The organism is Pseudoalteromonas sp. Z9A6, assembly GCF_011378805.1.
Taxonomy (GTDB): domain Bacteria; phylum Pseudomonadota; class Gammaproteobacteria; order Enterobacterales; family Alteromonadaceae; genus Pseudoalteromonas; species Pseudoalteromonas distincta.
Genome location: NZ_WTKZ01000024.1, coordinates 1 through 22,131 on the forward strand (window position 1 = coordinate 1; position 22,131 = coordinate 22,131).

General features: G+C 41.1%; 22 protein-coding genes. 9 read left to right on the forward strand and 13 right to left on the reverse strand.

Features of this window, described 5'->3' with window-relative positions; translation table 11 throughout:
- Positions 1–48 precede the first annotated feature (48 nt).
- The 5 genes from GQR53_RS10640 to GQR53_RS10660 form a co-directional block, all read right to left on the reverse strand.
- On the reverse strand, positions 49–480 hold the full coding sequence (locus GQR53_RS10640; RefSeq protein ID WP_024606507.1) for a VOC family protein: 432 nt from the start codon (positions 478–480) through the stop codon (positions 49–51).
- 200 nt (positions 481–680) lie between these two features.
- Positions 681–1,094 carry a nucleoside diphosphate kinase regulator gene (gene rnk / locus GQR53_RS10645; protein ID WP_165743913.1) on the reverse strand — a complete coding sequence of 138 codons (414 nt, stop codon included), beginning with the start codon at positions 1,092–1,094 and terminating at the stop codon, positions 681–683.
- A 193-nt stretch (positions 1,095–1,287) separates the two neighbouring features.
- Entirely contained in the window at positions 1,288–2,928 is a 1,641-nt protein-coding gene (gene groL / locus GQR53_RS10650) for a chaperonin GroEL (protein WP_165743914.1), read from the reverse strand.
- 48 nt (positions 2,929–2,976) lie between these two features.
- Positions 2,977–3,264 carry a co-chaperone GroES gene (locus tag GQR53_RS10655; protein ID WP_002958836.1) on the reverse strand — a complete coding sequence of 96 codons (288 nt, stop codon included), beginning with the start codon at positions 3,262–3,264 and terminating at the stop codon, positions 2,977–2,979.
- 110 nt (positions 3,265–3,374) lie between these two features.
- The gene (locus GQR53_RS10660; RefSeq protein ID WP_002958838.1) at positions 3,375–3,851 is read right to left on the reverse strand and encodes an FxsA family protein; all 477 of its coding nucleotides are present in this window, start codon (positions 3,849–3,851) and stop codon (positions 3,375–3,377) included.
- 178 nt (positions 3,852–4,029) lie between these two features.
- Here GQR53_RS10660 and cutA point away from each other — a divergent pair, with 178 nt between their 5' ends.
- The 5 genes from cutA (at position 4,030) to accC (ending at position 8,730) form a co-directional block, all read left to right on the forward strand.
- On the forward strand, positions 4,030–4,350 hold the full coding sequence (gene cutA / locus GQR53_RS10665; protein WP_149601987.1) for a divalent-cation tolerance protein CutA: 321 nt from the start codon (positions 4,030–4,032) through the stop codon (positions 4,348–4,350).
- Positions 4,350–6,179, forward strand: a complete 1,830-nt coding sequence (locus GQR53_RS10670; RefSeq protein ID WP_165743915.1) for a protein-disulfide reductase DsbD — start codon at positions 4,350–4,352, stop codon at positions 6,177–6,179. The genes cutA and GQR53_RS10670 overlap by 1 nt, the downstream gene beginning before the upstream one ends.
- Positions 6,180–6,407: 228 nt before the next feature.
- Positions 6,408–6,860, forward strand: a complete 453-nt coding sequence (gene aroQ / locus GQR53_RS10675; RefSeq protein ID WP_165743916.1) for a type II 3-dehydroquinate dehydratase — start codon at positions 6,408–6,410, stop codon at positions 6,858–6,860.
- A gap of 38 nt (positions 6,861–6,898) precedes the next feature.
- Positions 6,899–7,363 carry an acetyl-CoA carboxylase biotin carboxyl carrier protein gene (gene accB / locus GQR53_RS10680; protein WP_002958842.1) on the forward strand — a complete coding sequence of 155 codons (465 nt, stop codon included), beginning with the start codon at positions 6,899–6,901 and terminating at the stop codon, positions 7,361–7,363.
- Positions 7,364–7,389: 26 nt separating this feature from the next.
- The gene (gene accC / locus GQR53_RS10685; protein WP_002958843.1) at positions 7,390–8,730 is read left to right on the forward strand and encodes an acetyl-CoA carboxylase biotin carboxylase subunit; all 1,341 of its coding nucleotides are present in this window, start codon (positions 7,390–7,392) and stop codon (positions 8,728–8,730) included.
- Between the two features lie 208 nt (positions 8,731–8,938).
- Here accC and GQR53_RS10690 read toward each other — a convergent pair whose 3' ends face one another.
- Entirely contained in the window at positions 8,939–9,640 is a 702-nt protein-coding gene (locus tag GQR53_RS10690) for a FadR/GntR family transcriptional regulator (RefSeq protein ID WP_024596672.1), read from the reverse strand.
- Positions 9,641–9,839: 199 nt separating this feature from the next.
- Here GQR53_RS10690 and GQR53_RS10695 point away from each other — a divergent pair, with 199 nt between their 5' ends.
- On the forward strand, positions 9,840–10,598 hold the full coding sequence (locus GQR53_RS10695) for an SDR family NAD(P)-dependent oxidoreductase (protein ID WP_002958845.1): 759 nt from the start codon (positions 9,840–9,842) through the stop codon (positions 10,596–10,598).
- A 3-nt stretch (positions 10,599–10,601) separates the two neighbouring features.
- Positions 10,602–11,552 carry a 2-dehydro-3-deoxygalactonokinase gene (locus GQR53_RS10700; protein ID WP_165743917.1) on the forward strand — a complete coding sequence of 317 codons (951 nt, stop codon included), beginning with the start codon at positions 10,602–10,604 and terminating at the stop codon, positions 11,550–11,552.
- Positions 11,553–11,611: 59 nt separating this feature from the next.
- Here GQR53_RS10700 and glpD read toward each other — a convergent pair whose 3' ends face one another.
- From glpD to galE, 7 genes are all read right to left on the reverse strand, one after another.
- Positions 11,612–13,117 (reverse strand): glycerol-3-phosphate dehydrogenase, encoded by a 1,506-nt coding sequence (gene glpD / locus GQR53_RS10705; protein ID WP_165743918.1) that lies wholly within the window; start codon positions 13,115–13,117, stop codon positions 11,612–11,614.
- 211 nt (positions 13,118–13,328) lie between these two features.
- Positions 13,329–14,828, reverse strand: a complete 1,500-nt coding sequence (glpK, locus tag GQR53_RS10710) for a glycerol kinase GlpK (RefSeq protein WP_165743919.1) — start codon at positions 14,826–14,828, stop codon at positions 13,329–13,331.
- Positions 14,829–15,035: 207 nt separating this feature from the next.
- Complete coding sequence (locus GQR53_RS10715) at positions 15,036–16,358, reverse strand: dienelactone hydrolase family protein (protein ID WP_165743920.1); 1,323 nt, start codon at positions 16,356–16,358, stop codon at positions 15,036–15,038.
- A 29-nt stretch (positions 16,359–16,387) separates the two neighbouring features.
- Entirely contained in the window at positions 16,388–17,392 is a 1,005-nt protein-coding gene (locus tag GQR53_RS10720; RefSeq protein WP_165743921.1) for a Gfo/Idh/MocA family oxidoreductase, read from the reverse strand.
- A 19-nt stretch (positions 17,393–17,411) separates the two neighbouring features.
- A complete protein-coding gene (gene galK / locus GQR53_RS10725; RefSeq protein WP_165743922.1) occupies positions 17,412–18,560 on the reverse strand; it encodes a galactokinase in 1,149 nt (382 codons plus the stop codon).
- Complete coding sequence (locus tag GQR53_RS10730) at positions 18,550–19,614, reverse strand: UDP-glucose--hexose-1-phosphate uridylyltransferase (protein WP_165743923.1); 1,065 nt, start codon at positions 19,612–19,614, stop codon at positions 18,550–18,552. Before GQR53_RS10730 ends, galK begins: the two co-directional genes overlap by 11 nt.
- 1 nt (position 19,615) lies before the next feature.
- A complete protein-coding gene (gene galE / locus GQR53_RS10735) occupies positions 19,616–20,629 on the reverse strand; it encodes a UDP-glucose 4-epimerase GalE (protein ID WP_165743924.1) in 1,014 nt (337 codons plus the stop codon).
- A 267-nt stretch (positions 20,630–20,896) separates the two neighbouring features.
- On the opposite strand from galE, the gene GQR53_RS10740 reads away from it, so the two are divergent.
- Both GQR53_RS10740 and GQR53_RS10745 read left to right on the forward strand, forming a co-directional pair.
- The gene (locus GQR53_RS10740) at positions 20,897–21,727 is read left to right on the forward strand and encodes an SDR family NAD(P)-dependent oxidoreductase (protein WP_165743925.1); all 831 of its coding nucleotides are present in this window, start codon (positions 20,897–20,899) and stop codon (positions 21,725–21,727) included.
- Entirely contained in the window at positions 21,727–22,083 is a 357-nt protein-coding gene (locus tag GQR53_RS10745; RefSeq protein ID WP_165743926.1) for an antibiotic biosynthesis monooxygenase, read from the forward strand. Before GQR53_RS10740 ends, GQR53_RS10745 begins: the two co-directional genes overlap by 1 nt.
- The last annotated feature ends 48 nt before the right edge of the window (positions 22,084–22,131 follow it).

The following is a 22,131-nucleotide window of genomic DNA, read 5'->3' on the forward strand; positions in this document are numbered from 1 at the left end:
TAGCTAAAAAAGATCCTTAGAAAATAATTTGTCTTGGTGAATAGTTACCTAATTATTAAGCTGCAGTAAATCCCATTTTGTACCATATAGGTCTTCAAAAACCACTACGGTGCCATAGGGTTCTACTCTAGGCTCTTCGTTAAATGTAACACCTTTAGAAAGCATTAAATTATAATCTCGCCAGAAATCATTAGTATGCAAAAATAAAAACACGCGACCACCCGTTTGATTACCAATAGCGCTAATTTGTTTGGGCGTTGTGGCTTTAGCAAGCAGTAGATTAGTCCTGCTCGAATTAGCTCTGTTTGAACAAGCCCCGTTTGAATTTGGAGGTGAAATTAATACCCAGCGTTTACCATCTCCTAAATCAGTATCCTCGACTAACTCAAAGTTGAGCTTTTGAGTATAAAACTCAATGGCATCGTCGTAGTCCTTAACAACTAATGCAATGCCGCTTATATGCTGTTGAACGTTAGTCATGTTTGGTTTACTCCGTACTATTAAATAAATGTACTTTTTATCATATTTAGTAAACGATCAAGTAGGGTATATGCTCGCAGTATGTAGCTTATTTATAGGTATAAATTAAACAGTAACAATCTGGTTTATAATAAAAAGCAAAACCCAGCCGAGGCTGGGTTTACTTTAAGTCGAGTTTTAGCGTTAAATGCATAAAATGTTTATCTGTGTAATTCGCCAGTACGTTCTGGTTGATAGGTTACTTCTTTTATTTTTACCTTTATTAAGCCGCCACTCGGTTTAGGCCACTCAATTTCATCGCCTTGGTTTAGCCCAAGTAATGCGCTACCAACGGGGGATAATATCGATATTTTATCGCCGCTAGAGTCACTGTTTTTTGGGTACACTAAGGTTAACGTAAATTCTTCTTTAGAAGACTCAACAATAAAGTTTACAGTTGAGTTCATTGTTACAACTGACGATGGCATATCTTTAGGTTCGACTATTGTCGCTCGTGCCAGTTCAGCTTCCAATTCTTCTTTATTAGTAAAGCTACCTGCAGGCAATGATTCCATTAAGTCATACAATCTATCTGCATCGAGTGATGAGATGATTAGTTCAGGTTTTTTATTCATCTTAATATCCTTAATAATTTTTAATAAATAAAATTAACTCTGAGTATGGCTTGGCATGCATTTAAGAAGCAAAGGGATACGCGAAGTCATTTTATTAATTAGCCACACCTGTGGCTTTTACTTTATTTGTGCCCAATAGCTAAAAACCCAGCCGAAGCTGGGTTTTTATTTGAGCTAGGTGTTTAGGGGATGATTACATCATGCCGCCCATTCCACCCATGCCGCCCATATCAGGTGCACCAGCAGATTCGTCTTTAGGGATTTCAGCTACCATTGCTTCAGTAGTGATCATTAGACCCGCAATAGACCCTGCAAACTGTAGCGCAGAGCGTGTTACTTTAGTAGGATCTAGGATACCCATTTCAATCATGTCGTTGTATTCGCCAGTTGCTGCGTTGTAACCGTAGTTACCATCGCCGCCTTTAACTGCGTTAATTACAACTGATGCTTCGTCGCCTGCGTTAGTTACGATTTGACGAAGTGGTGCTTCCATCGCACGAAGTGCAACTTTAATACCGTGGTTTTGATCTTCGTTGTCGCCAACTAAATCAACTAGCTTGCTAGCAGCACGTACAAGTGCAACACCGCCGCCAGGTACTACGCCTTCTTCAACCGCTGCACGAGTTGCATTTAATGCATCTTCAACGCGGTCTTTTTTCTCTTTCATTTCGATTTCAGTAGCAGCACCTACTTTGATTACTGCAACACCGCCAGCTAATTTAGCCATGCGCTCTTGAAGTTTTTCTTTATCGTAGTCAGATGTAGCTTCTTCAATTTGTGCTTTAATTTGAGAAACACGACCAGTAATACTCGCTTCTTCGCCAGCACCGTCAATGATAGTTGTATCATCTTTAGTGATAATTACGCGTTTAGCTGTACCTAAGTCTTCAACTGTTGCTTTTTCAAGCTCTAAGCCGATTTCTTCAGAAATAACAGTACCGCCAGTTAAAACAGCAATATCTTGTAGCATTGCTTTACGACGATCGCCAAAGCCAGGTGCTTTAACAGCTGATACTTTAACAATACCGCGCATGTTATTAACTACTAATGTAGCTAGTGCTTCGCCTTCAAGGTCTTCTGCAATGATTAGTAGTGGTTTACTTGCTTTAGCAACCGCTTCTAATGTTGGCAATAATTCGCGGATGTTAGATATTTTTTTATCTACAAGTAGAATAAATGGGTTATCTAGCTCAACAGTGCCTTTTTCTGGGCTGTTGATAAAGTAAGGAGATAAGTAACCACGGTCAAACTGCATGCCTTCAACAACATCTAGTTCGTTTTCAAGTGATTGACCTTCTTCTACAGTAATAACACCACTGTTGCGGCCTACTTTTTCCATTGCTTGAGCAATGATATTACCAATCTCTTGATCAGAGTTAGCTGAAATAGTACCTACTTGTGCAATTGCTTTAGTATCAGAACAAGGAACAGATAACGCTTTAAGCTCTGCAACAGCAGCAATAACTGCTTTGTCGATGCCGCGCTTAAGATCCATTGGATTCATGCCTGCTGCAACAGCTTTAAGGCCTTCATTAACAATAGACTGTGCAAGTACTGTAGCGGTAGTTGTACCATCGCCGGCTGCATCATTTGCTTTAGATGCAACTTCTTTAACCATTTGTGCGCCCATGTTTTCAAACTTGTCTTCAAGTTCGATTTCTTTTGCTACAGATACACCATCTTTAGTGATAACTGGAGAGCCAAATGATTTGTCTAGTACAACGTTACGGCCTTTAGGACCTAATGTAACTTTTACTGCGTTTGCCAGGATGTTTACGCCAGTTAGCATTTTAGCGCGTGCGTCACCTGCAAAAAGTACTTCTTTTGCTGCCATGTTTTAAATTCCTCTAAATTCTTAAATGTTTATAAACGAAAAGTAGGTTTAGCCTACAATGCCTAAAATATTATCTTCACGCATGATCAGGTACTCTTGACCTTCGATCTTTTCAACTTTTTCAACATATGAGCCAAATAACACAGTGTCACCGGCTTTAACTTCTAACGCTCTCACATCACCGTTATCTAAAACGCGACCATTACCTACGGCTACAACTTCTCCGCGAGTTGATTTTTCAGCTGCAGAGCCAGTTAATACAATACCGCCAGCAGATTTTGTTTCTTCTTCTAGACGTTTAACGATTACGCGATCTTGTAAAGGACGAATGTTCATGTTTTTTAGTTCTCCTAACAGTTTCTGAACAGTACAGAAAAAAGCTTTTCTAATTTGCATTCATTAATGGGGGTAGAGTGTAAAATTCCAAGAGAAAAAATGATAAATTTTTAATCTTTTCGCTCATATTCGCCATCAATAGTCGTTGGTCGTTCCATTTGCCCTTGCTCTCGTTCAGCATGTTGCTGCCCAGCAAACGGCGATGGCCCTTGTTGCCTACCTGCGCTCATTCTAACAGTTGCTTGGCTAGCAAGGCCTGCGGCCAGTTTGTTACGAATTGCAGGCGTTAATAATAGTAACCCAAACACGTCGGTCATAATGCCAGGAGTAAGTAATAATACCCCTGCAATTACAACGCATATTCCGGTAAATAATTCTTTGGCTGGCATTTGCCCTTGCGCCATTTGCGCTTGTACGTTTTGCAGCGCACCCATACCTTGTGTTTTAACCATTTTGGCACCTAAAATCGCGGTAATAACAACAAGTGCAATTGTTGCAAATCCGCCAATCACATCGCTTACTTGAATCAGTAAGGCGATTTCGATAATAGGGATGATGATAAACAACACAAATAAAAATCTAAACATAGCGCTCTCTAAATAATGACACTCAAAAGAGTTGATGAAATATAAATGAGGGTGACTAGGTCTCTTTTCAAGGTTAGGGCATAGGTATAGTCATTTTACTGATATTTAAGCGTCTACACATTGTATCGGCTATCAGATACTATGAAGCTAGACACTGTCCAATAAGAATAGGTTCATAATGACTACGCATTTTAAAATGATTTTTACGACCTGCAAAGATGAAGCAGAAGCACGCAGCCTAGCAAGGGCGTTGGTAGAAAAAAAGCTAGCAGCTTGTGTAAATATTTTACCTAACATGGGCTCTATTTATATGTGGGAGGGCGAAGTAGCAGAAGCAACTGAAGCCAAGCTACTTATAAAAACAAAAGCAGATAAAATGAACGATGTATTTTTAACAATAAAAGATCTACATAGCTACGAAGTGCCGGAGATTCAGGTTGTAGAAGTTTCAACTGGTAATTTGGCGTATTTTAATTGGATGGACGAGGTACTGAATTAATGCGTTTTTTCTTTTTATTGTTGGTTACATTATTAACCGTACCCGTAAAGGCTGCGACTAATAATGTGCTTGGTGATCTACTTGGGCCTCCGCAACAGACTTTTTTACCTGTAGACCAAGCGTTTGTTTTTGATTTTGACCAACAAGGCAGTACCTTGTTTGTAGGTTGGGATATAGCACCAGACTATTATTTATATAAAAAGAAAATAGAAATTATCGCCAAAGGTGCAAACATTCAAGTAGGCGACACTGGCAGTGGCGAAATTATTGAAGATGAATTTTTTGGTAAAACAGAGGTTTTTTTTAATTCCGCGAGTGTTATTAGTAAGCTAAGTAATGTAACCGAAAGCGCCGTGGTTAAAGTTCGTTACCAAGGCTGTGCAAAAGCAGGGCTTTGCTATCCACCAGAAGTAATTAGCATCCCACTTAGTGTTATTAGTGGCGCACAGATTAAAAATGTAGACCAAAATAACACTACAGATGAAGCAGCAACTGCGCAAAGTACATTTGCAGCACTTAACGAGCCAGCTACTGAACCTACAACAAATTCTGATGATACCGAAAAAGAGCTTACTTTTACTGAGCAATTAGCAAGTCAGGGCTTAATAACTAATTTACTTATATTTTTTGTTGTTGGTGTAGGCCTTGCTTTTACGCCCTGCGTATTCCCTATGTTTCCTATTTTGTCGAGCTTAATTGCGGGTCAGCAAAACCTTTCAACTAAAAAAGCGTTTGCGTTGTCGTTTGTATATATACAAGGTATGGCAGTTACCTATGCAGCACTTGGTTTAGTTGTTGCGGCGCTTGGTGGGCAAGTGCAGGGGTATTTACAGCATCCATTTGTATTAGTTAGCTTTAGTTTACTATTTGTATTATTGGCTATGTCGATGTTTGGTTGGTACGAAATAAAACTGCCAAGCAGTATGATGAGCAAGCTAACTCAGGTAAGTAATAACCAAAAAGGCGGCAACTACGTTGGCGTATTTTTAATGGGCGTACTGTCGGGGTTAATTGCATCACCGTGTACTACTGCGCCACTGTCGGCTGCGCTGTTATTTGTAGCGCAAAGTGGTGATTACTTAGTGGGTGGTTTAACGCTATACGTGCTTAGTTTAGGTATGGGGTTACCACTTTTATTACTTGGTACATCTGGCGGTAAATTGCTGCCTAAAGCAGGTGGTTGGATGGAGCAAGTTAAAACTTTGTTTGGCTTTGTAATGCTTGTTGTGCCGCTTATATTACTTGAGCGACTAGTAAGCGCCGACATTATATTATTAATGGCAGGTGTGCTTGCATTAGCAACGGCACTTTACCTACATCACTGGCAAAGTAGCCAAACACAAAGCAAGTTAAAAACTGCATTATGGTTTGCTGCAACGCTATTAGTTATGACAGGGTTTACGTTAACTAAAAACTACTTTTGGCCAGTACAAGCTGTGCAAGTTAGCTTACAAAGTAATGAGTTTAAAAAGGTGGCGGATTTAGCTGAGCTAAAAGAAGCCGTAGCGCAAGCGAGTAATGAAGGTCGAATGGTTATGGTCGACTTATATGCTGACTGGTGTGTGGCGTGTAAAGAGTTTGAGCATTACACGTTTCCAGATGCCAAAGTGCAAAGTGAATTTAGCCATTATCAGCTAATTCAAGTTGATTTAACAAACAGTGACAATAAAACAATTGAGTTAATGGAAGAGTACACCGTGTTTGGTTTACCTAGTATTTTGTTTTTTAACACCCAAGGTAAAGAGCTAACTACACAACGTGTAACCGGCTTTTTAAACGCAGAAGATTTTGCTACACACCTTGCTACAGTGCGCGCCAGCGCACAATAATAGTGCAATAGAGCCACTTGGATATAGCAAGTGGCTTACGACTCCCTCCTAGTTATCCGTTCCCAAAACAGAGATTGGACCAGTATTTTGCTGCTATTTACATCGAAATCACTATAATAGTTGGTTAACGTGAGAATTTGTTGCTACATTACTTTTTTCTGCTTACTTAAAAGCGAAAAACTACTTAGCAACCGCTTAACTCATTACTTATAGGATATATCGCGTATTATGGCTGCAAAATTTAACCTTTTAGTTATAAATGGTCCAAATTTGAACATGCTTGGCAAACGTGAACCGGATAAATACGGTTTTCAAACGCTAAGTGAAATTATGAGCGAACTAACCAGTGCCGCTGATAGTCTAGATGTTGAGTTAGCACATTTTCAAAGTAATAGTGAGCAAGCCCTCATTGATCGAATACACAGTGCTTGGCAAACGGTTGATTACATAATAATTAACCCTGCTGCATTTACGCATACAAGCGTTGCATTACGTGATGCATTGCTAAGTGTTGATATTCCGTTTTTTGAAGTGCACTTAAGTAATGTGCACGCACGTGAAGCCTTTCGTCATCATTCGTATTTTTCTGATGTGGCACAAGGCGTGATATGTGGATTAGGTGCAATGGGTTACCACGCAGCATTAAATGCCGCTGTGAGCCGGTTGAAAAACTCGATTTAATTTTAAATTAACACACAAACAAACAGGCGGGTCGTGTAATGGATATTCGCAAGATAAAGAAGCTTATCGAATTAGTAGAAGAATCAGGTATTGCTGAGCTAGAAATCACTGAAGGTGAAGAATCAGTACGTATTAACCGTAACAACATGAGCGCAGGCCCTGGTTACCCGCAATTTGCTCCACAGCAATATGCACCGGCGCCAGCAGCCCCAGCTCCAGTTGCAGCAGCTCCTGTAGCAGTTGAAGCAGCAGCTCCAGCAGAACCTACTGGCCATCAAGTTAAATCACCAATGGTTGGATCTTTCTATGCAGCAGCGTCTCCTGAAGCTCCAGCGTATGTAGAAGTTGGTCAGCAAGTTAAAGTTGGCGATACGCTTTGTATTATCGAAGCTATGAAAATGATGAACCAAATTGAGTCAGATAAAGCCGGTACAGTAAGAGCTATCTTAGCTGAAAATGGCGAGCCAATAGAATTTGATCAACCTCTATTCATCATTGAATAATAGCGTAACCTAAAAGGCCAACTCTAATGTTAGATAAAGTAGTCATTGCAAACCGAGGTGAAATTGCACTTCGTATATTGCGCGCCTGCAAAGAGCTTGGGATCAAAACGGTTGCTGTGCATTCAACGGCGGATCGCGATCTTAAGCATGTATTGCTTGCAGATGAAACCATCTGTATTGGTAGACCATCAGCAACTGAAAGTTATTTAGATATCCCGCGCATTATTGCTGCGGCTGAAATAACTGACGCTGTAGCGATTCATCCAGGTTACGGTTTCCTTGCAGAAAACGCTGATTTTGCCGACCAAGTTGAGCAAAGTGGTTTTGTATTTATTGGTCCAAAAGGTGACACTATTCGCCTTATGGGTGATAAAGTTTCTGCTATTTCAGCAATGCGTAAAGCAGGCGTTCCATGTGTACCAGGGTCTGATGGTCCGGTATCAGATGATAAAGAACGTAACATGCAAATCGCTAAACGAATCGGTTACCCGGTAATCATCAAAGCCGCTGGTGGCGGTGGTGGTCGTGGTATGCGTGTTGTTCGTAGCGAATCTGAACTTATTGATTCAATTGCATTAACACAGCAAGAAGCTAAGCAGTTCTTTGGTAATAGCATGGTTTACATGGAGAAATTCCTTGAAAACCCACGCCATATCGAAGTTCAAGTATTAGCAGATGGCCAAGGTAATGCAGTACATTTAGGTGAACGTGATTGTTCTATGCAACGTCGTCACCAAAAAGTAGTTGAAGAAGCACCAGCGCCAGGTATTACTGCAGAAACACGTAAATTTATTGGTGAACGCTGTACACGTGCATGTATCGAAATCGGTTACCGCGGTGCAGGTACGTTTGAGTTTTTATACGAAAACGGCGAGTTTTACTTCATCGAAATGAATACACGTATTCAGGTTGAACACCCTGTAACTGAAATGGTTACTGGTATTGATTTAATCAAAGAGCAGTTAAAAATTGCTGCGGGTCAGCCATTATCATTCACGCAAGACGACGTTGTTATTCGTGGTCATGCTATTGAGTGTCGTATTAATGCTGAAGACCCTGAAACGTTTATCCCTTCACCGGGTAAAATTACACGTTTCCATCCTGCTGGTGGCTTAGGTATTCGTTGGGACAGCCATATTTACGCTGACTATACGGTTCCACCACATTACGATTCAATGATTGGTAAGTTAATCACTTACGGTGAAAATCGTGACGTAGCTATTGCCCGCGCGCGCAATGCACTTAACGAGCTAGTAATTGACGGAATTAAAACTAATACTCCTTTGCATAAGAGAATTCTTGCAGATGAAAACTTCCAAAATGGTGGTACTAACATCCACTATCTTGAGAAGAAATTAGGATTGTAATTCTAGCCTGTAAAAAGGCGTTTTATCTTAGTTAATAACCCGAGTTATTAAGCTGATTTAAATAATTAAAAATCCGATATCAGGAGACTGATATCGGATTTTTTAATGCCTGTAATTTAAGTTTTATAGACAATAAAAAAGTCCATAAAATATACTGCAAAGAGTAAATTCGATGGACTCAATATTTATATAATATGTTGAACTAACATTACACTAATTTAGATTCAATTAACTGTAGTGCTTCTTCTAAAATTGTTTCTACTGCTTTTTTAGCGCGCTCAGGGTCGCGTGACTTTATGGTCTCTAAAATATCAGCGTGCTTAGCAACATCTGCGCCCGGTACACCTTTAATGTGGTTTGTATAACGAATACTTACTCTAAGGGCTGTACTAATAAACTCAGTTAACTGCACAAAAAAGCGATTGTTACTGGCCACTAATATGCTGGTATGAAAAGCAATGTCGGCTTCTAGTGGGTCGTCTAAGCCTTCGTCTGCTTCAGCCATACGGGCTAAGGCACTATCTATATCAGCGAGTTGTTCAGCAGTTGCATTTAGTGCTGCAAGAGCGGCCGCTTGTGGTTCAAGGGCTACGCGTACTTGAGTAAACTCTTTTAATAACGACAGTGATGGTTTGCTGCTTAAAATCCAACGTAGTACGTCGGTATCAAACATGTTCCAGCTACTTTCAGGTAATACACGAATACCTTGCTTAGGACGCGATGAAATTAATCCTTTAGCAGAGAGCATTTTTACCGCTTCGCGGGTAGCGCTGCGACTTACATCATACTTTATACATAAATCGGCTTCAGAAGGCAGGCCTTCGCTTACAGGGTAAACACCACGCACAATAGCAAAACCCAAATCGTGGGTTAATTGTTGTGTTAAATTTTGACGGGGTTGGCTTTTCATTGCGCAGGATTCCGAGTTGATATATTGCTTTATTATATATCATATATCATATTAATGTACTTAAGGATATGATATAAACTTTTAATTAGTTAAATATTTTAGCACAGCAATAACAACTTAGTTTGGCTCTTTATAATGTAAATGTAAGTTTATAAAGGGTTTAATTAAAATTGAAAATGCGCTGTATGGAGAGTTGAATTTGAACACCCTAGCTCAATATCATAGTCTTTCTGGTAAAGTTATTTTTATTACAGGCGGTGCATCAGGCATTGGTAGAGCAATGGTTAAATCCTTTGTAAACCAAAATGCAAAAGTAGCATTTATAGATATTGATGATAAGGCAGCGCAATCGCTTATTCGTGATTTACCCAATGCAAAACTATGGTATAGGCAAGTTGATGTAACTGACTCTCATGCACTTCAGCAATCACTTGTGGATGCATGCGCCGCTTTTGGTGCCATTAATGTACTAGTTAATAATGTAGCGAACGACCGCCGCCAAGCGAGCGAAGACGTTACAGTGCAAGACTGGGATCAGTGCTTACAAATAAACTTAAACCCTGCATTTTTTGCCTCTCAAGTTGCTATGTCTTTTATGAAAGGCGATGGAGCCGGCAGTATCATTAATTTTAGCTCTATTAACGCGATTATGGGCCAGCCACAAATGGCAGGCTATGTAACCGCAAAAGCAGGGCTAATTGGTATGACTAAGGCATTGGCTCGCGATTACGGCGAGTTTGGTATTCGCGTTAACGCTATTTTACCAGGGTGGGTGGCTACCGACCGTCAACTAGCAAGCTGGTTTACCGAAGAAGAGCAAGTTAAGTGGATGGAAGCCATGGCACTTAAAAAATTAGTAACTCCTGAAGATGTTGCTAATTTGGCACTCTTTTTAGCCGCCGATGAAAGCAGTATGATCACCGGGCAAAGTATTAAAATTGACGGTGGGAGGCTTTAAAGCTTGGCTACTTCATCTCTTTTTATTGCTGTTGACTGGGGCACGAGCCATTTACGCGCTTATTTGTGCGAAGTACGAGCGCAATCAACACTTAAACTATTAGCACAACGTGATGGCCCTGGTGTTATTAAGGCAAATCAAAATTTTGAGCAAACCCTAATCGACACCATTGCGGTGTGGAAGCAAGAATATGGCAGCTTACCTATATATATTGCAGGACAAATTACCTCAAGCATCGGCTGGCACGAAACGCCTTATTTAGAATGCCCAATTAATCCCGAAGGGTTACTTAATGCTGCTGTTAGCTTTGATTGCGATGGACATATTACTAAAGCGTTACCTGGCACAAAGTGTACGCTGCAAAATGGCTTGTTTGATGTAATGCGCGGCGAAGAGCTGCAAATTTTAGGGTTTTTAAAGCAAAACCCACAGTATCAACAAGGTAAAATATTACTCTGTTTGCCTGGCACACATACCAAATGGGTGCTTATAAACAATGGCGAAATCATTTGCTTTAAAACAGCCATGACCGGTGAGTTATATGATTTGTTATGTCATCAAAGTGTTTTAATTCCTAACGACTGCGCAGAAGGTGAGTTTGACTTTAAAGCATTTGAGCAAGGCTGTGAGCTAACTTTAGGTAGTGATAGCGGTAACTTGGCACATGGTATTTTTAGTGTGCGTACCCGCCAGCTTTCAAAGGAGTTAACGCCAGTACAAGCTAAAGCCTATTTGTCGGGTGTATTAATTGGCAGCGATGTACGAGCAGCTCGCCACGCTAGTGAATGGCAATTATTAAGTGATACGCAAGTTGTGGTGATTGGCACAAAGCAGCTGAATAAGTGTTTTACTACGGCGCTTAACCAAATAGGTGTGAAGTGTGTTGAGTTTGATATTAAAACAGCGACGCTTAGCGGCTTTAATTATTTATTTAATTTAGAGTCAAAAAAATAAACCCCTTTATAACGGTTAAATTAAAAAGGGGTTAACAGGAAGCTATTATTACTTGATAGTTAAGCGTTTTTAGCTGCTTGGTTATGCTCAATATAATCATTAAGCGCAGCAACTTGCGCCTCATTAAAACGTAGTCCTAATTTACTGCGGCGCCATAAAATATTGTATGCGTTTTCTGCCCACTCTTCATTTAGCAAGTAATCTACTTCTGCTGCAAATAAACCATGGCCAAAATCTTGGCCTAAATCACTCAGGCCAGTTGCACTACCTAAAATATGTTTAGCACGAGTACCATAAGTGCGTACAAAGCGTTTAAGTGTTATTTCAGGTAGCCATTCGTATTTTGCTTTTAGCTCTGATTTAAGTGCTTCTACAGAGCTAAAATCACCACCAGGGAGCGGACTATGTTTGGTCCACGCTTTGCTCATTTGCGGATAAAAATCTTCAAGCTTATTAACCGCAGCTTCGGCAAGTTTGCGATAAGTTGTAATTTTTCCGCCAAACACACTCAGTAGAGGTGTTTGCTTAGCATCACTCGAAAGCTCTAATTTATAATCGCGAGTAACGGCTTGTGCATTAACTGATTCGTCATCAAGTAATGGGCGTACACCAGAAAAGGTATGTACTATGTCTTCGCGTTTAATCGGTTGTTTAAAGTAGGTATTAGTAATATCAATTAAGTAATCAATTTCTTCATCACTAATTTTAACGTCTTGTGCTTCACCTTTGTGTTCTACATCGGTTGTGCCAATAAGTGAGAAGTCATCTTCAAACGGAATAACAAACACAATACGCTGATCTTTATTTTGTAAAATATAAGCTTGTTTTTCGTCGTGAATGCGAGGCACTACAATGTGGCTACCTTTTACAAGGCGAATATTTTGTGGTGATTTTTCTGTTAGAGCTTCGTCAAATAATTTAGCAACCCAAGGACCCGCAGCATTAACAATCCCTTTGGCAGAAATGGTGTATTTAGCTTTGCTCTTTTGCTGCTCAAGCGTTACCTGCCATTTACCTTGCTCACGTTTAGCATTTACACACTTAGTTTGCGTGGTAATAACAGCACCTTTTTGTTGCGCTGCTAGGGCGTTTAAAACGACTAGGCGAGAATCATCAACCCAGCCATCTGAGTACTCAAAACCTTTAGTAATAGAGGGTTCTAAAACGCTATTTTCACCAAATTTAATGCTTCGAGAACCCGCTAGTGTTTCGCGTTTTGCTAGGTTGTCATACATAAACAAGCCAATACGAATCATCCACGCAGGGCGCAGGTGTTTTTGATGCGGCAATCTAAAGGTTAGCGGCCACATAATATGAGGTGCGTTTTTAAGTAGCACTTCTCGCTCTGCTAGCGCTTCTTTTACTAATCTAAATTCGTAATGCTCAAGGTAGCGCAGACCGCCGTGGATCAGCTTAGAACTGTTTGAAGATGTTGCACAGGCAAGGTCTGATTGTTCGCACAATAGAACTTTTAACCCTCTGCCAGCTGCATCAGCTGCTATTCCAGTGCCGTTTACACCGCCACCGATGACTAGTAAGTCATATTCGTTATCTGCTAATTCCACCGAGCTAACCTTTTTATTTGTAATATAAATAAGACATAAACATCATAAAGCTGCTGTTTTCATTTGACAATAGAAAACCCAGATTTTCATTCGTTAATTTTGACGCCAATCCATTTTCAATTTTAAGCAGTAAAGCATGCCTTTTAAATCTAGCATTTAGCTAAGTTAAAAAAGCAAAGTGGCTAAAGTATTAGCCTTAGCCACTTAGTATTTACTGCGGGCAGTTTTTATTCGTTAAGCAGACTTGGGCTACGCAGTGCTGCCATTTTGCGTATAGATCGTTACGCTCGTCGGCACTCATGGTGGGCTCAAAGCGACGGTCGCATGTCCACATTTTAGATAACTGTTCAGTCGACTCGTACACACCTGCTTGCAAGCCCGCTAAATAAGCGACCCCTAAAGAAGTGGTTTCGGTCACTGTTGGTCGCTCAACTGTTGCACCTAAAATGTTTGATAAAAAGGTCATAACCCAATTATTTTTTACCATACCGCCATCTACACGAAGCACACTTGGGCGAAGGCCATCACGCTCCATCGCTTTTTGTAAATCTTTGGTCTGGTAACCAACTGATTGCAAAGCAGCCGCAACAATAGTGCTAATACCAGAGTCGCGTGTTAGCCCTAAAATAGCGCCACGCGCATTAGGGTCCCAGTAAGGAGCGCCTAAACCCGTAAACGAAGGCACTAAAAATACACCATGATCGAGCGGTACATCTTTAACCATCGACTCACTTTCGCCAGCATGGCTAAGTAGCTTTAAGCCTTCAACAATCCACTGCATAGTTGCGCCAGCCATAAATATACTGCCTTCAATGGCGTAAGTTGGCTTGCCGTTTAATCTGTAGGCAACAGTGGTCAATAAGCGGTTTTCTGAGGTCAGTGCTTTTTCGCCAGTGTTAAGCATTAAAAAACAGCCAGTACCGTAAGTACTTTTAGCCATGCCTTGTTCAAAACATGCGTGTCCTACAAGCGCAGCTTGTTGATCGCCTGCAATACCACAAACACGAATTGGCGCGCCAAAAATATCAGCGCTGGTTGAACCAAACTCGTCAGCAGAATCCATTACTTCTGGCAGCATAGATTCTGGAATATCGAATAACTCTAAAAGCTCTTGATCCCACTGCTGGGTATGAATATTAAATAACATGGTGCGCGATGCATTGGTTGCATCTGTGCGGTGCTCTTTGCCGCCTGTTAGCTGCCAAAGTAGGTAAGTGTCAACCGTACCGAAGGCGAGCTCACCTGCAAGGGCCTGTTCGCGTGCGCCTTCAACGTTATCTAAAATCCAACGAATTTTAGTGGCCGAAAAATAAGGGTCGAGCAATAAGCCTGTTTTATCGCTTATCGTTTGGCAAAGCTCATCAGTTGTTAGGCTTTCGCAATAGTCACTGGTGCGACGGTCTTGCCATACAATAGCGTTATAAATTGTTTTGCCTGTTTTTTTGTCCCACACCAAAGTGGTTTCGCGCTGATTGGTGATACCAATGGCAATAATTTCTTCAGGCTTTACATCGTTTTTAGTTAACACTTCGCGACTAGTGCTAAGCACTGTTTGCCAAATATCGTTAGGGTCGTGTTCTACCCAACCATTTTGTGGAAAATGCTGCGAAAATTCTTGTTGTGCTGTACCAAAAACGTCTGCATCTTTTGTAAACAAGATGGCCCGAGAGCTTGTGGTTCCTTGATCAATTGAGAGTATGTATTTGGACATGATATTTGTGTTATTTATCTTATCTTATGTATGACTAGATTGCCTTTAACCGAAGTTAATGGCAATGGTTTTTTCTTAAAATAGCAGATTAAAAAATAAACACGCCAATATTTGCTGGTAACTCTTTTATATAAAAGGCGTTTTATTTTTGCATTATTTTAAGGGCGTATGCGGCTATTGATTAAAACAACCGCTTAAAGCTTATTATTACTTGGTGTGAGGTTTAGCTTGTTGCCAATCCATACCGGTAGAAAAGCGATTATCAAACCCGCGCCACTGTGGCGGCGGCTTACCATCAACAACAGCTTGGTCGCCGTTTTGTGGTAAATCTAAGTATTTACACTCGCTGGCTATGCCTTTTACGTGGCAATCCATCATGGCAAGTACAAAGTGTTTGTTGGTCTCGTTTAGTGTGCGCATAGACCACGAAGGCTCATAGTAATGGCCTATATCTAGCTCACTGCTGCTTTGTGCAATAGCAGGGGCTGGGTGTGGTGCTATATTATGGCGTGCATTTTTGTAAGTAAGCATGTACTTATCTTTGCTGCCTGTTTGTTCATAAAGACTTTTAATGCCTTCATAGCCTGAAATGTCATCTAAGTTACCGGCTACATAAAGCGAAGGTACTTTAATATTTTCCATTGCTTTGGCATCAAATATAGCGTGCTGTCCGCCCCATGGTGCAAAGGCCACCATCGCTTTTATACGAGGGTCTATTTTTGGGTTTTGGTATTGTCCACCAGCGCAGCTGTTTAGTAATTGCTGTACTTTTTTAATTTGAGCTGGGTCTTTCATACCCGTAAACATAGCCGTAGTTTGCTCATTAAAAGCGTAACAACCACCTATCGTATTTACCGCGCCATAGCCACCCATTGAGTAACCAATTACACCTGCGCTTTTGTTATCTACCTGCTTGCTGGCAAAGTTGTTTTGCTCATTAAAGTAATTAATTACAAACTGCTGATCGCGTGAGCGATTTATAAGCGTGCTAAAAAAGCCAGAAAACGGTGCGTTTTCAAAATCAACATCGGCATTGGTTGAGTCAGTATGGTCAATAGCTACCACAATGTAACCGTGCGACGCTAAATGCTCGCCAAGGTAGTACATAATTGTACGGTAACCGGTATAACCGTGCGAAAGCACTATCACAGGGTAGTGCTCTTTATTATTAATGGCGACATCACGCATTGCATCGGCTTGCAAAGTAAACTCTTTACCTGAGCGAGTTTCATCTGTGTAGCTGCTAAGTGGCGCTTTTGCTGTATTTGCAGCCGGATACCACACCTCTACTTTTAAAGGACGATCTTTTTGACCTTGTGTAGCGGGGTCAAATTGCGCAGGGTTAACTAAATCAAGTGTTTGCACACCTACATTGTAGCTACCTTTAGCTGCAAGCTCTGGCAGTACTTCGCTAGTGATTGGCGGGTATAGCTGCTCTGGTTTATTAGATTCAGCAACAGCTACACTGGCAGATAAACTGCACGTTGCAAGTAATATGGCTTTTGAAAGCGCCTTGAGTGTGTGTGTCATTGTGTGTCCTTGTTGTGTATTTTTATTTTTTAATTTGTCAGTTCAGCCGACTCGACGACATTGCTATATTGCAGCAGCCACTGTGCTCGCAAGGTATCCATTATGTTCATAACTCGTAAGCTAGTACTGAGGGGCAACACGCTGCTTTGGGTTTGTTTTTGTAATATACACTGCGTTACATGTGCAATTTCAAACTTAAAGTTTTCATCGTCACTAAAGTTGTATTCAAAGTACTGAGGGTCTTGGTCTTTTATGTGTAGCTCTAGCGTTTGTGCACCTACAAACTGAGGTATTCGAATATAGCCAAGCTCACCATTAATACATGCTTCTGTTGGGCCATTTTGCTGCAGTGCGCTGGCAAGAGATGCAAATTGCCCGTTACCGTAATCAACTATAGCAGTGCTTCGCTCATCAACGCCGGTTGTGCTTTTATGTACAAAGGAGTTGATGTGTTCAGGTGCTTTATTAAATACCACATCAGCAATCGAAATAGGATAAATACCTAAATCGAGCAGGGCGCCACCCGCTGTTACAGGGTTCATTAATCGGTGAGTGTCGGCAAAGCTGCCAGGTAAACTAAAGTTGGCATTAACACTGTGCACATTACCAATAACACCTTCACTTAGGAGCTGTTGTAATTTTACTATGGCTGGTAAAAACCGCATCCAAACGCCTTCCATTAAAAAGCAGTTTTGTTGCTTGGCAAGCTCAGTGAGACTTTGCAACTGCTTAGCATTAACGGTGATTGGTTTTTCGCTTAGCACGTGCTTATTGTGTTTTAAGCATTGGGCTATCGTTTTAAAGTGTTGATCGTGGGTATTGGCAATATAAATAGCATCTATATTTGGGCATTGCATAAGAGCTTGATAGCTTTCATAGCCTTGAATATTGTACGGTGTGGCAAATTCTTTAGCGCGCTGTATACTCGTTGATGCCGCGCCAGTAAGCTGTGCATCACTGCAATGCGCAATGCTTGTAGCAAAGGTGTGAGCTATATTGCCACACCCAATAATTCCCCAATTAACCTTTGCCATGCTTATTCCTTAAGTTTATTTAAAAAGACGTAATTTGTAATCCTGAACCCGCTGAACATACGTAAATATCAGCATTTAAATTAAAGCGTTCAAAGTAATGCTTTTCTACCGCTGCTTTAATTAGTGGTACTTCCGCATCACGACATAAACATACAATTGCGCCACCAAAACCACCCCCTGTCATACGAACTGCGCCACGCTCGCCCATCGCTTCTTTACAAATTTCTACTAAGCCATCGGTTGCAGGTACGGTTACTTCAAAGTCGTGTTTAAGTGATTGATGCGATGCTGCCATTAGCGTGCGAAGTGCATCCATATCGTTATTTTGTAGTGCAGTAGTTGCTGCAATTACACGGTCGTTTTCGCTAATTACGTGGTGTGCACGTTTATATTCGTTTTCGCTTAATGTCGCTTTTACTGCTTGCAGGCCAGCCATGGTGGCTTGGCGAAGTGTTTCTACACCCATTTTTACAGCAGCTAGTTCGCAGTCAATACGGCGCTGGTTGTATTCGCTATCAACCAACTTACGCGGGTAGTTTGAATTAACAATAACAATATTTAAATCATCAGGAACTTTAACTGATTTAGTTGCGAGGTTTTCACAGTCGATTAATAGTGCATGACCGTTCTCGCCTTTAGCTGAAATAAGCTGATCCATAATGCCGCATTGGCAATGCATAAAGTCGTTTTCGGCTTCTTGGCCAAATAGCGCAATTTGCTCTGGCGGTAAACCAAGCTGTGCAATATGGTTAAACATACCGCCTACAGCAACTTCTAGTGCGGCCGATGACGACAAGCCACTACCTTGCGGTAAGTTACTGTCAATAAGTAGGTCGGCGCCACGCAGTGTGTAGCCCGCTCTTTTAAGAACATAAGTCACAGCACGAATGTAATTACCCCATTGCGACTGGCCTTCAGTGATTTCTTCATCAACGCTAAAGCTGTCTTTTTCGCCTGGGTAATTTAAAGAATGCACAGTAATAATATTGTCGTCGCGCTCTTTAAACATTACTTGGGTACGAAACTCTAACGAACACGGTAAAACAAAACCGTCGTTGTAGTCGGTAAATTCGCCAATGAGGTTTACACGCCCCGGTGCTGCTGCAATACCTTGAGCAGGCGCGCCATACAGTGACAAAAATTGTTGTTGGAATTCGTTAAGCTTCATCTGTGTGTCCTGCTGTATCTTTATAGTGTGTTGTACTGGCTGCTTTTAAAATAGAAGCAGCGGTTTCTGCGCTTAAATCGCGTTGGCTTTCGCCTAGCATTTCGTAGCCTACCATGTGTTTTTTAACAGTAGCAGAGCGAAGTAGCGGCGGATAAAAATGTGCATGTAAGCGCCAATGTTGCTCATCAGAGCCTCTGTTAGCGGGTGCATTGTGCCACCCCATAGAATACGGGAAGCTGCAATTAAATACGTTGTCGTACTTAGTGGTTAATACTTTAAGTGCCTGTGCTAAAGCGTCTGTTTGCGCATCGTTTAACTGGCTAAAGTTTTGAATATTATCTTTAGTTACTAGCATTGTTTCAAACGGCCACGCTGCCCAAAATGGCACCACAACAAGCCAATGTTCGTTTTCAAATACAACACGTGTTTGATCCGCTTGCTCTTTTTGTGCGTAATCGGCAAGCATAGCTGTGCCATGCTTTTTATAATAAGCAAGCTGCTGGGTATCTTCGGCTTCTATTTCGGTTGATAAATGCGAGTGAGCCCATACTTGGCCGTGAGGATGAGGTTGCGAACAACCCATGATCTCGCCTTTATTTTCAAAAACTTGTACACATTCGTACTGCTGTGCAAGCTCTGTGTAATTTTGTTTCCAGGTTTTTACTACTTCGTGCAATGCATCGTGCTCAAGCTCTGGAAGTGTTTTATTATGCTCTGGAGAAAAACAAATTACGCGGCATTCGCCACTGGCTTCGTCGGCAATAAATAAATCGCTGTCTGATTCTAAGCTTTGTAATTGCTCGCTGGCATTAGGTGTTAATGCGCCAAAGTCATTTCTAAATACGTGTGTGTATTTGTAATCAGGGTTACTGTCGCCATTTGCACGGGTATTGCTTGGGCAAAGTGGGCAGCTTTCATCATGTTTTGGTAATACGTTTTCATTAACGGCTTCTGTTGCGCCTAACCATGGACGGTTATTACGATGTGGTGACACTAATACCCAACGACCCGTTAGCGGATTTTTACGTCTGTGAGTACTTTCTAATAAAGCCATATTAACTCTCCAACCCACTTGGGTAATTAGTTTGCCAGCGCCATGTGTCGTTTGTCATGTCGCTAAGTGTTAGTTCTGCGTGCCAGTTAAGTGTGTTTTGCGCTTTTGTGGCATCGGCGTAGTTACAGGCAATATCACCTGCTCGGCGCGGTGCAATCTTATACGGAATATCTTTATTGGCTGATGCGCTAAATGCTTTGATCATATCAAGCACAGAATAACCTTGCCCTGTGCCTAGGTTGTAAGCATGAAAGGCGGTATCTGTTTTATGCTGCATAAATGCCGCAACATGACCTTTCGCTAAATCTAAAACATGAATATAGTCGCGCACGCCTGTGCCATCTTCGGTGTCGTAGTCGTCACCAAAAATATTGACCACGTCACGTTTACCTACTGCAGTTTGAGCAATAAAGGGCATTAAGTTATTAGGAATACCATTAGGGCTTTCACCTAATAAACCACTTGGGTGTGCACCTACAGGGTTAAAGTAACGAAGCGCAATACCCATAAATTGACTGTTGGCATTACATACGTCTTGCATGGCTTGTTCAACCATGACTTTAGTCCAACCATAAGGGTTCGTTGCGCGTATAGGGTGCTTTTCGTCAATAGGGAGGTAGTCTGGCTCGCCGTATACTGTAGCCGATGAGCTAAATATAATATGGTTAACGCCTTCATCTTGCATGTTTTGTAGCATGCTTAATGTGCCCGACACGTTATTTTGATAATAACGCAGCGGTTGCTCGGTAGATTCGCCAACGGCTTTTAAAGCCGCAAAGTGAAAAACAGCTTCGGCTTTAGTGTGTTTTAGAGCGAGCTTAAACTGTTGATCGTCTTGTATGTCGCCCAAAATAAACTCAAACCGAGTACCCGTAATCTTTTCGAGTTGGTCAAGTACCCGCGCACTTGTATTAGACAAGTTATCATAAATAACAGGCGTAACACCTGCTTCATGCAATGCAATACATGTGTGGCTACCTATGTAACCCATGCCGCCAGTAACTAAAACTTTCATGTTATTTCTCGAAAAGTGTATTTATATGATAAATACTACTATTAAGGTGATTTAAAAACAATAGTTATGATTGCTGAGTAATTCAAATAAAAGCATAAAAAACATTCAGCTTAAACACTCATCTTCCTCTTAAAGGAATGCTTTTATATTAACTAACTTAGGCTTAGCTTTATCAATTAATTCTATAAACTGATTCAACTATTGGCCTAATTATCAGCAGTAAGTCGGGGTGCTAATATAGCGAAAATAAAGTAAGGAGAGATCAACATGAACAAAACAATTTTACTTACCGGCGCAACCGATGGCATTGGGCTAGAAACTGCAAAGATATTATTAGCACAAGGTCACACCGTATTATTACATGGCCGCAGCCAAGCAAAGCTCAATGCGCTACAAGTAGCTTTAACCGAGCAATACCCAAATGCAAGTACACATACTTATATTGCTGATTTAAGCGATATGAGCCAAGTTCAAACTTTGGCAAAAAATGTATTAGCCGATTTGGCCGAAAATAATAACCAGCTTGACGTACTTATTAATAACGCAGGCGTTTATCAATTAGTTGATGCTACAACAATTGACGGCCTTGATGCTCGCTTTGTTGTAAACACGATTGCGCCATATCTTCTTACAAAACTATTATTACCTGTTCTTGGTCATGATTCGCGAGTGGTTAATGTGTCATCAGCTGCGCAATCAAGCGTTAACTTAAATGCACTTATGGTTAACACTGAACTTTCTGATAGTGCGGCTTATGCACAAAGTAAATTGGCTATTACTATGTGGTCGCGTCATTTAGGGCTTGAGCTTAAAGATACTGGGCCATTAGTTGTATCGGTAAACCCTAAATCGTTACTGGGAAGCAAAATGGTAAAAGACGCTTACGGTATAGATGGTGGGGATTTAAAAATTGGCGCAGATATTTTTTGTCGCGCAGCGCTTAGTGATGAATTTAAAGATGCCGCAGGCCTGTATTTTGATAACGATACAGGACACTTCGCGCCTCCTCATGTTGATGCACTTAATAATGCTAAAAATCAACAACTAGTAGATACGTTAGACAGTATTTTAGCACAGCTTAAATTAGGTAAAGCATAATGAAAAATCATGTTACCTGGACAGTACAAGGCCAAATTAAAGAAGGTAAATACGATGAGTTTTTACTGGTAATGGCACGATTAGTTACTTTGGCTAAAAGTGAAGCGGGCACTTTAATGTATGAGCGGACAGTAAGTGAAGACAAGCGCAATGTACATATTTACGAGCGTTACCAAGATGAAGATGCTGCTAAAGCGCATCTTGCTGGTTGGGGCGAAAGTGGCCCACTATTTTTAAGCGTAGTTGATATGGATAAAGTAACGGTATTTACTCAATTATCAGAAGAGTTTGCACAAGCCTTTGCAGGTCCAAGCAGTGTATTTATGAAACCTGTGGGTGGCTTTGTAAAGTTTTAGAGAAAATACCCATTGTTGATCTAAAGAGCTCACCTCATCAGTGAGCTC

Bases quoted from the DNA above. Each gene is read 5' to 3' on its own strand.
- GQR53_RS10640 (WP_024606507.1), bottom strand. From the start codon at position 480: ATGACTAACGTTCAACAGCATATAAGCGGCATTGCATTAGTTGTTAAG.
- rnk (WP_165743913.1), bottom strand. From the start codon at position 1,094: ATGAATAAAAAACCTGAACTAATCATCTCATCACTCGATGCAGATAGA.
- groL (WP_165743914.1), bottom strand. From the start codon at position 2,928: ATGGCAGCAAAAGAAGTACTTTTTGCAGGTGACGCACGCGCTAAAATG.
- GQR53_RS10655 (WP_002958836.1), bottom strand. From the start codon at position 3,264: ATGAACATTCGTCCTTTACAAGATCGCGTAATCGTTAAACGTCTAGAA.
- GQR53_RS10660 (WP_002958838.1), bottom strand. From the start codon at position 3,851: ATGTTTAGATTTTTATTTGTGTTGTTTATCATCATCCCTATTATCGAA.
- cutA (WP_149601987.1), top strand. From the start codon at position 4,030: ATGACTACGCATTTTAAAATGATTTTTACGACCTGCAAAGATGAAGCA.
- GQR53_RS10670 (WP_165743915.1), top strand. From the start codon at position 4,350: ATGCGTTTTTTCTTTTTATTGTTGGTTACATTATTAACCGTACCCGTA.
- aroQ (WP_165743916.1), top strand. From the start codon at position 6,408: ATGGCTGCAAAATTTAACCTTTTAGTTATAAATGGTCCAAATTTGAAC.
- accB (WP_002958842.1), top strand. From the start codon at position 6,899: ATGGATATTCGCAAGATAAAGAAGCTTATCGAATTAGTAGAAGAATCA.
- accC (WP_002958843.1), top strand. From the start codon at position 7,390: ATGTTAGATAAAGTAGTCATTGCAAACCGAGGTGAAATTGCACTTCGT.
- GQR53_RS10690 (WP_024596672.1), bottom strand. From the start codon at position 9,640: ATGAAAAGCCAACCCCGTCAAAATTTAACACAACAATTAACCCACGAT.
- glpK (WP_165743919.1), bottom strand. From the start codon at position 14,828: ATGTCCAAATACATACTCTCAATTGATCAAGGAACCACAAGCTCTCGG.
- GQR53_RS10715 (WP_165743920.1), bottom strand. From the start codon at position 16,358: ATGACACACACACTCAAGGCGCTTTCAAAAGCCATATTACTTGCAACG.
- GQR53_RS10720 (WP_165743921.1), bottom strand. From the start codon at position 17,392: ATGGCAAAGGTTAATTGGGGAATTATTGGGTGTGGCAATATAGCTCAC.
- galK (WP_165743922.1), bottom strand. From the start codon at position 18,560: ATGAAGCTTAACGAATTCCAACAACAATTTTTGTCACTGTATGGCGCG.
- GQR53_RS10730 (WP_165743923.1), bottom strand. From the start codon at position 19,614: ATGGCTTTATTAGAAAGTACTCACAGACGTAAAAATCCGCTAACGGGT.
- galE (WP_165743924.1), bottom strand. From the start codon at position 20,629: ATGAAAGTTTTAGTTACTGGCGGCATGGGTTACATAGGTAGCCACACA.
- GQR53_RS10740 (WP_165743925.1), top strand. From the start codon at position 20,897: ATGAACAAAACAATTTTACTTACCGGCGCAACCGATGGCATTGGGCTA.
- GQR53_RS10745 (WP_165743926.1), top strand. From the start codon at position 21,727: ATGAAAAATCATGTTACCTGGACAGTACAAGGCCAAATTAAAGAAGGT.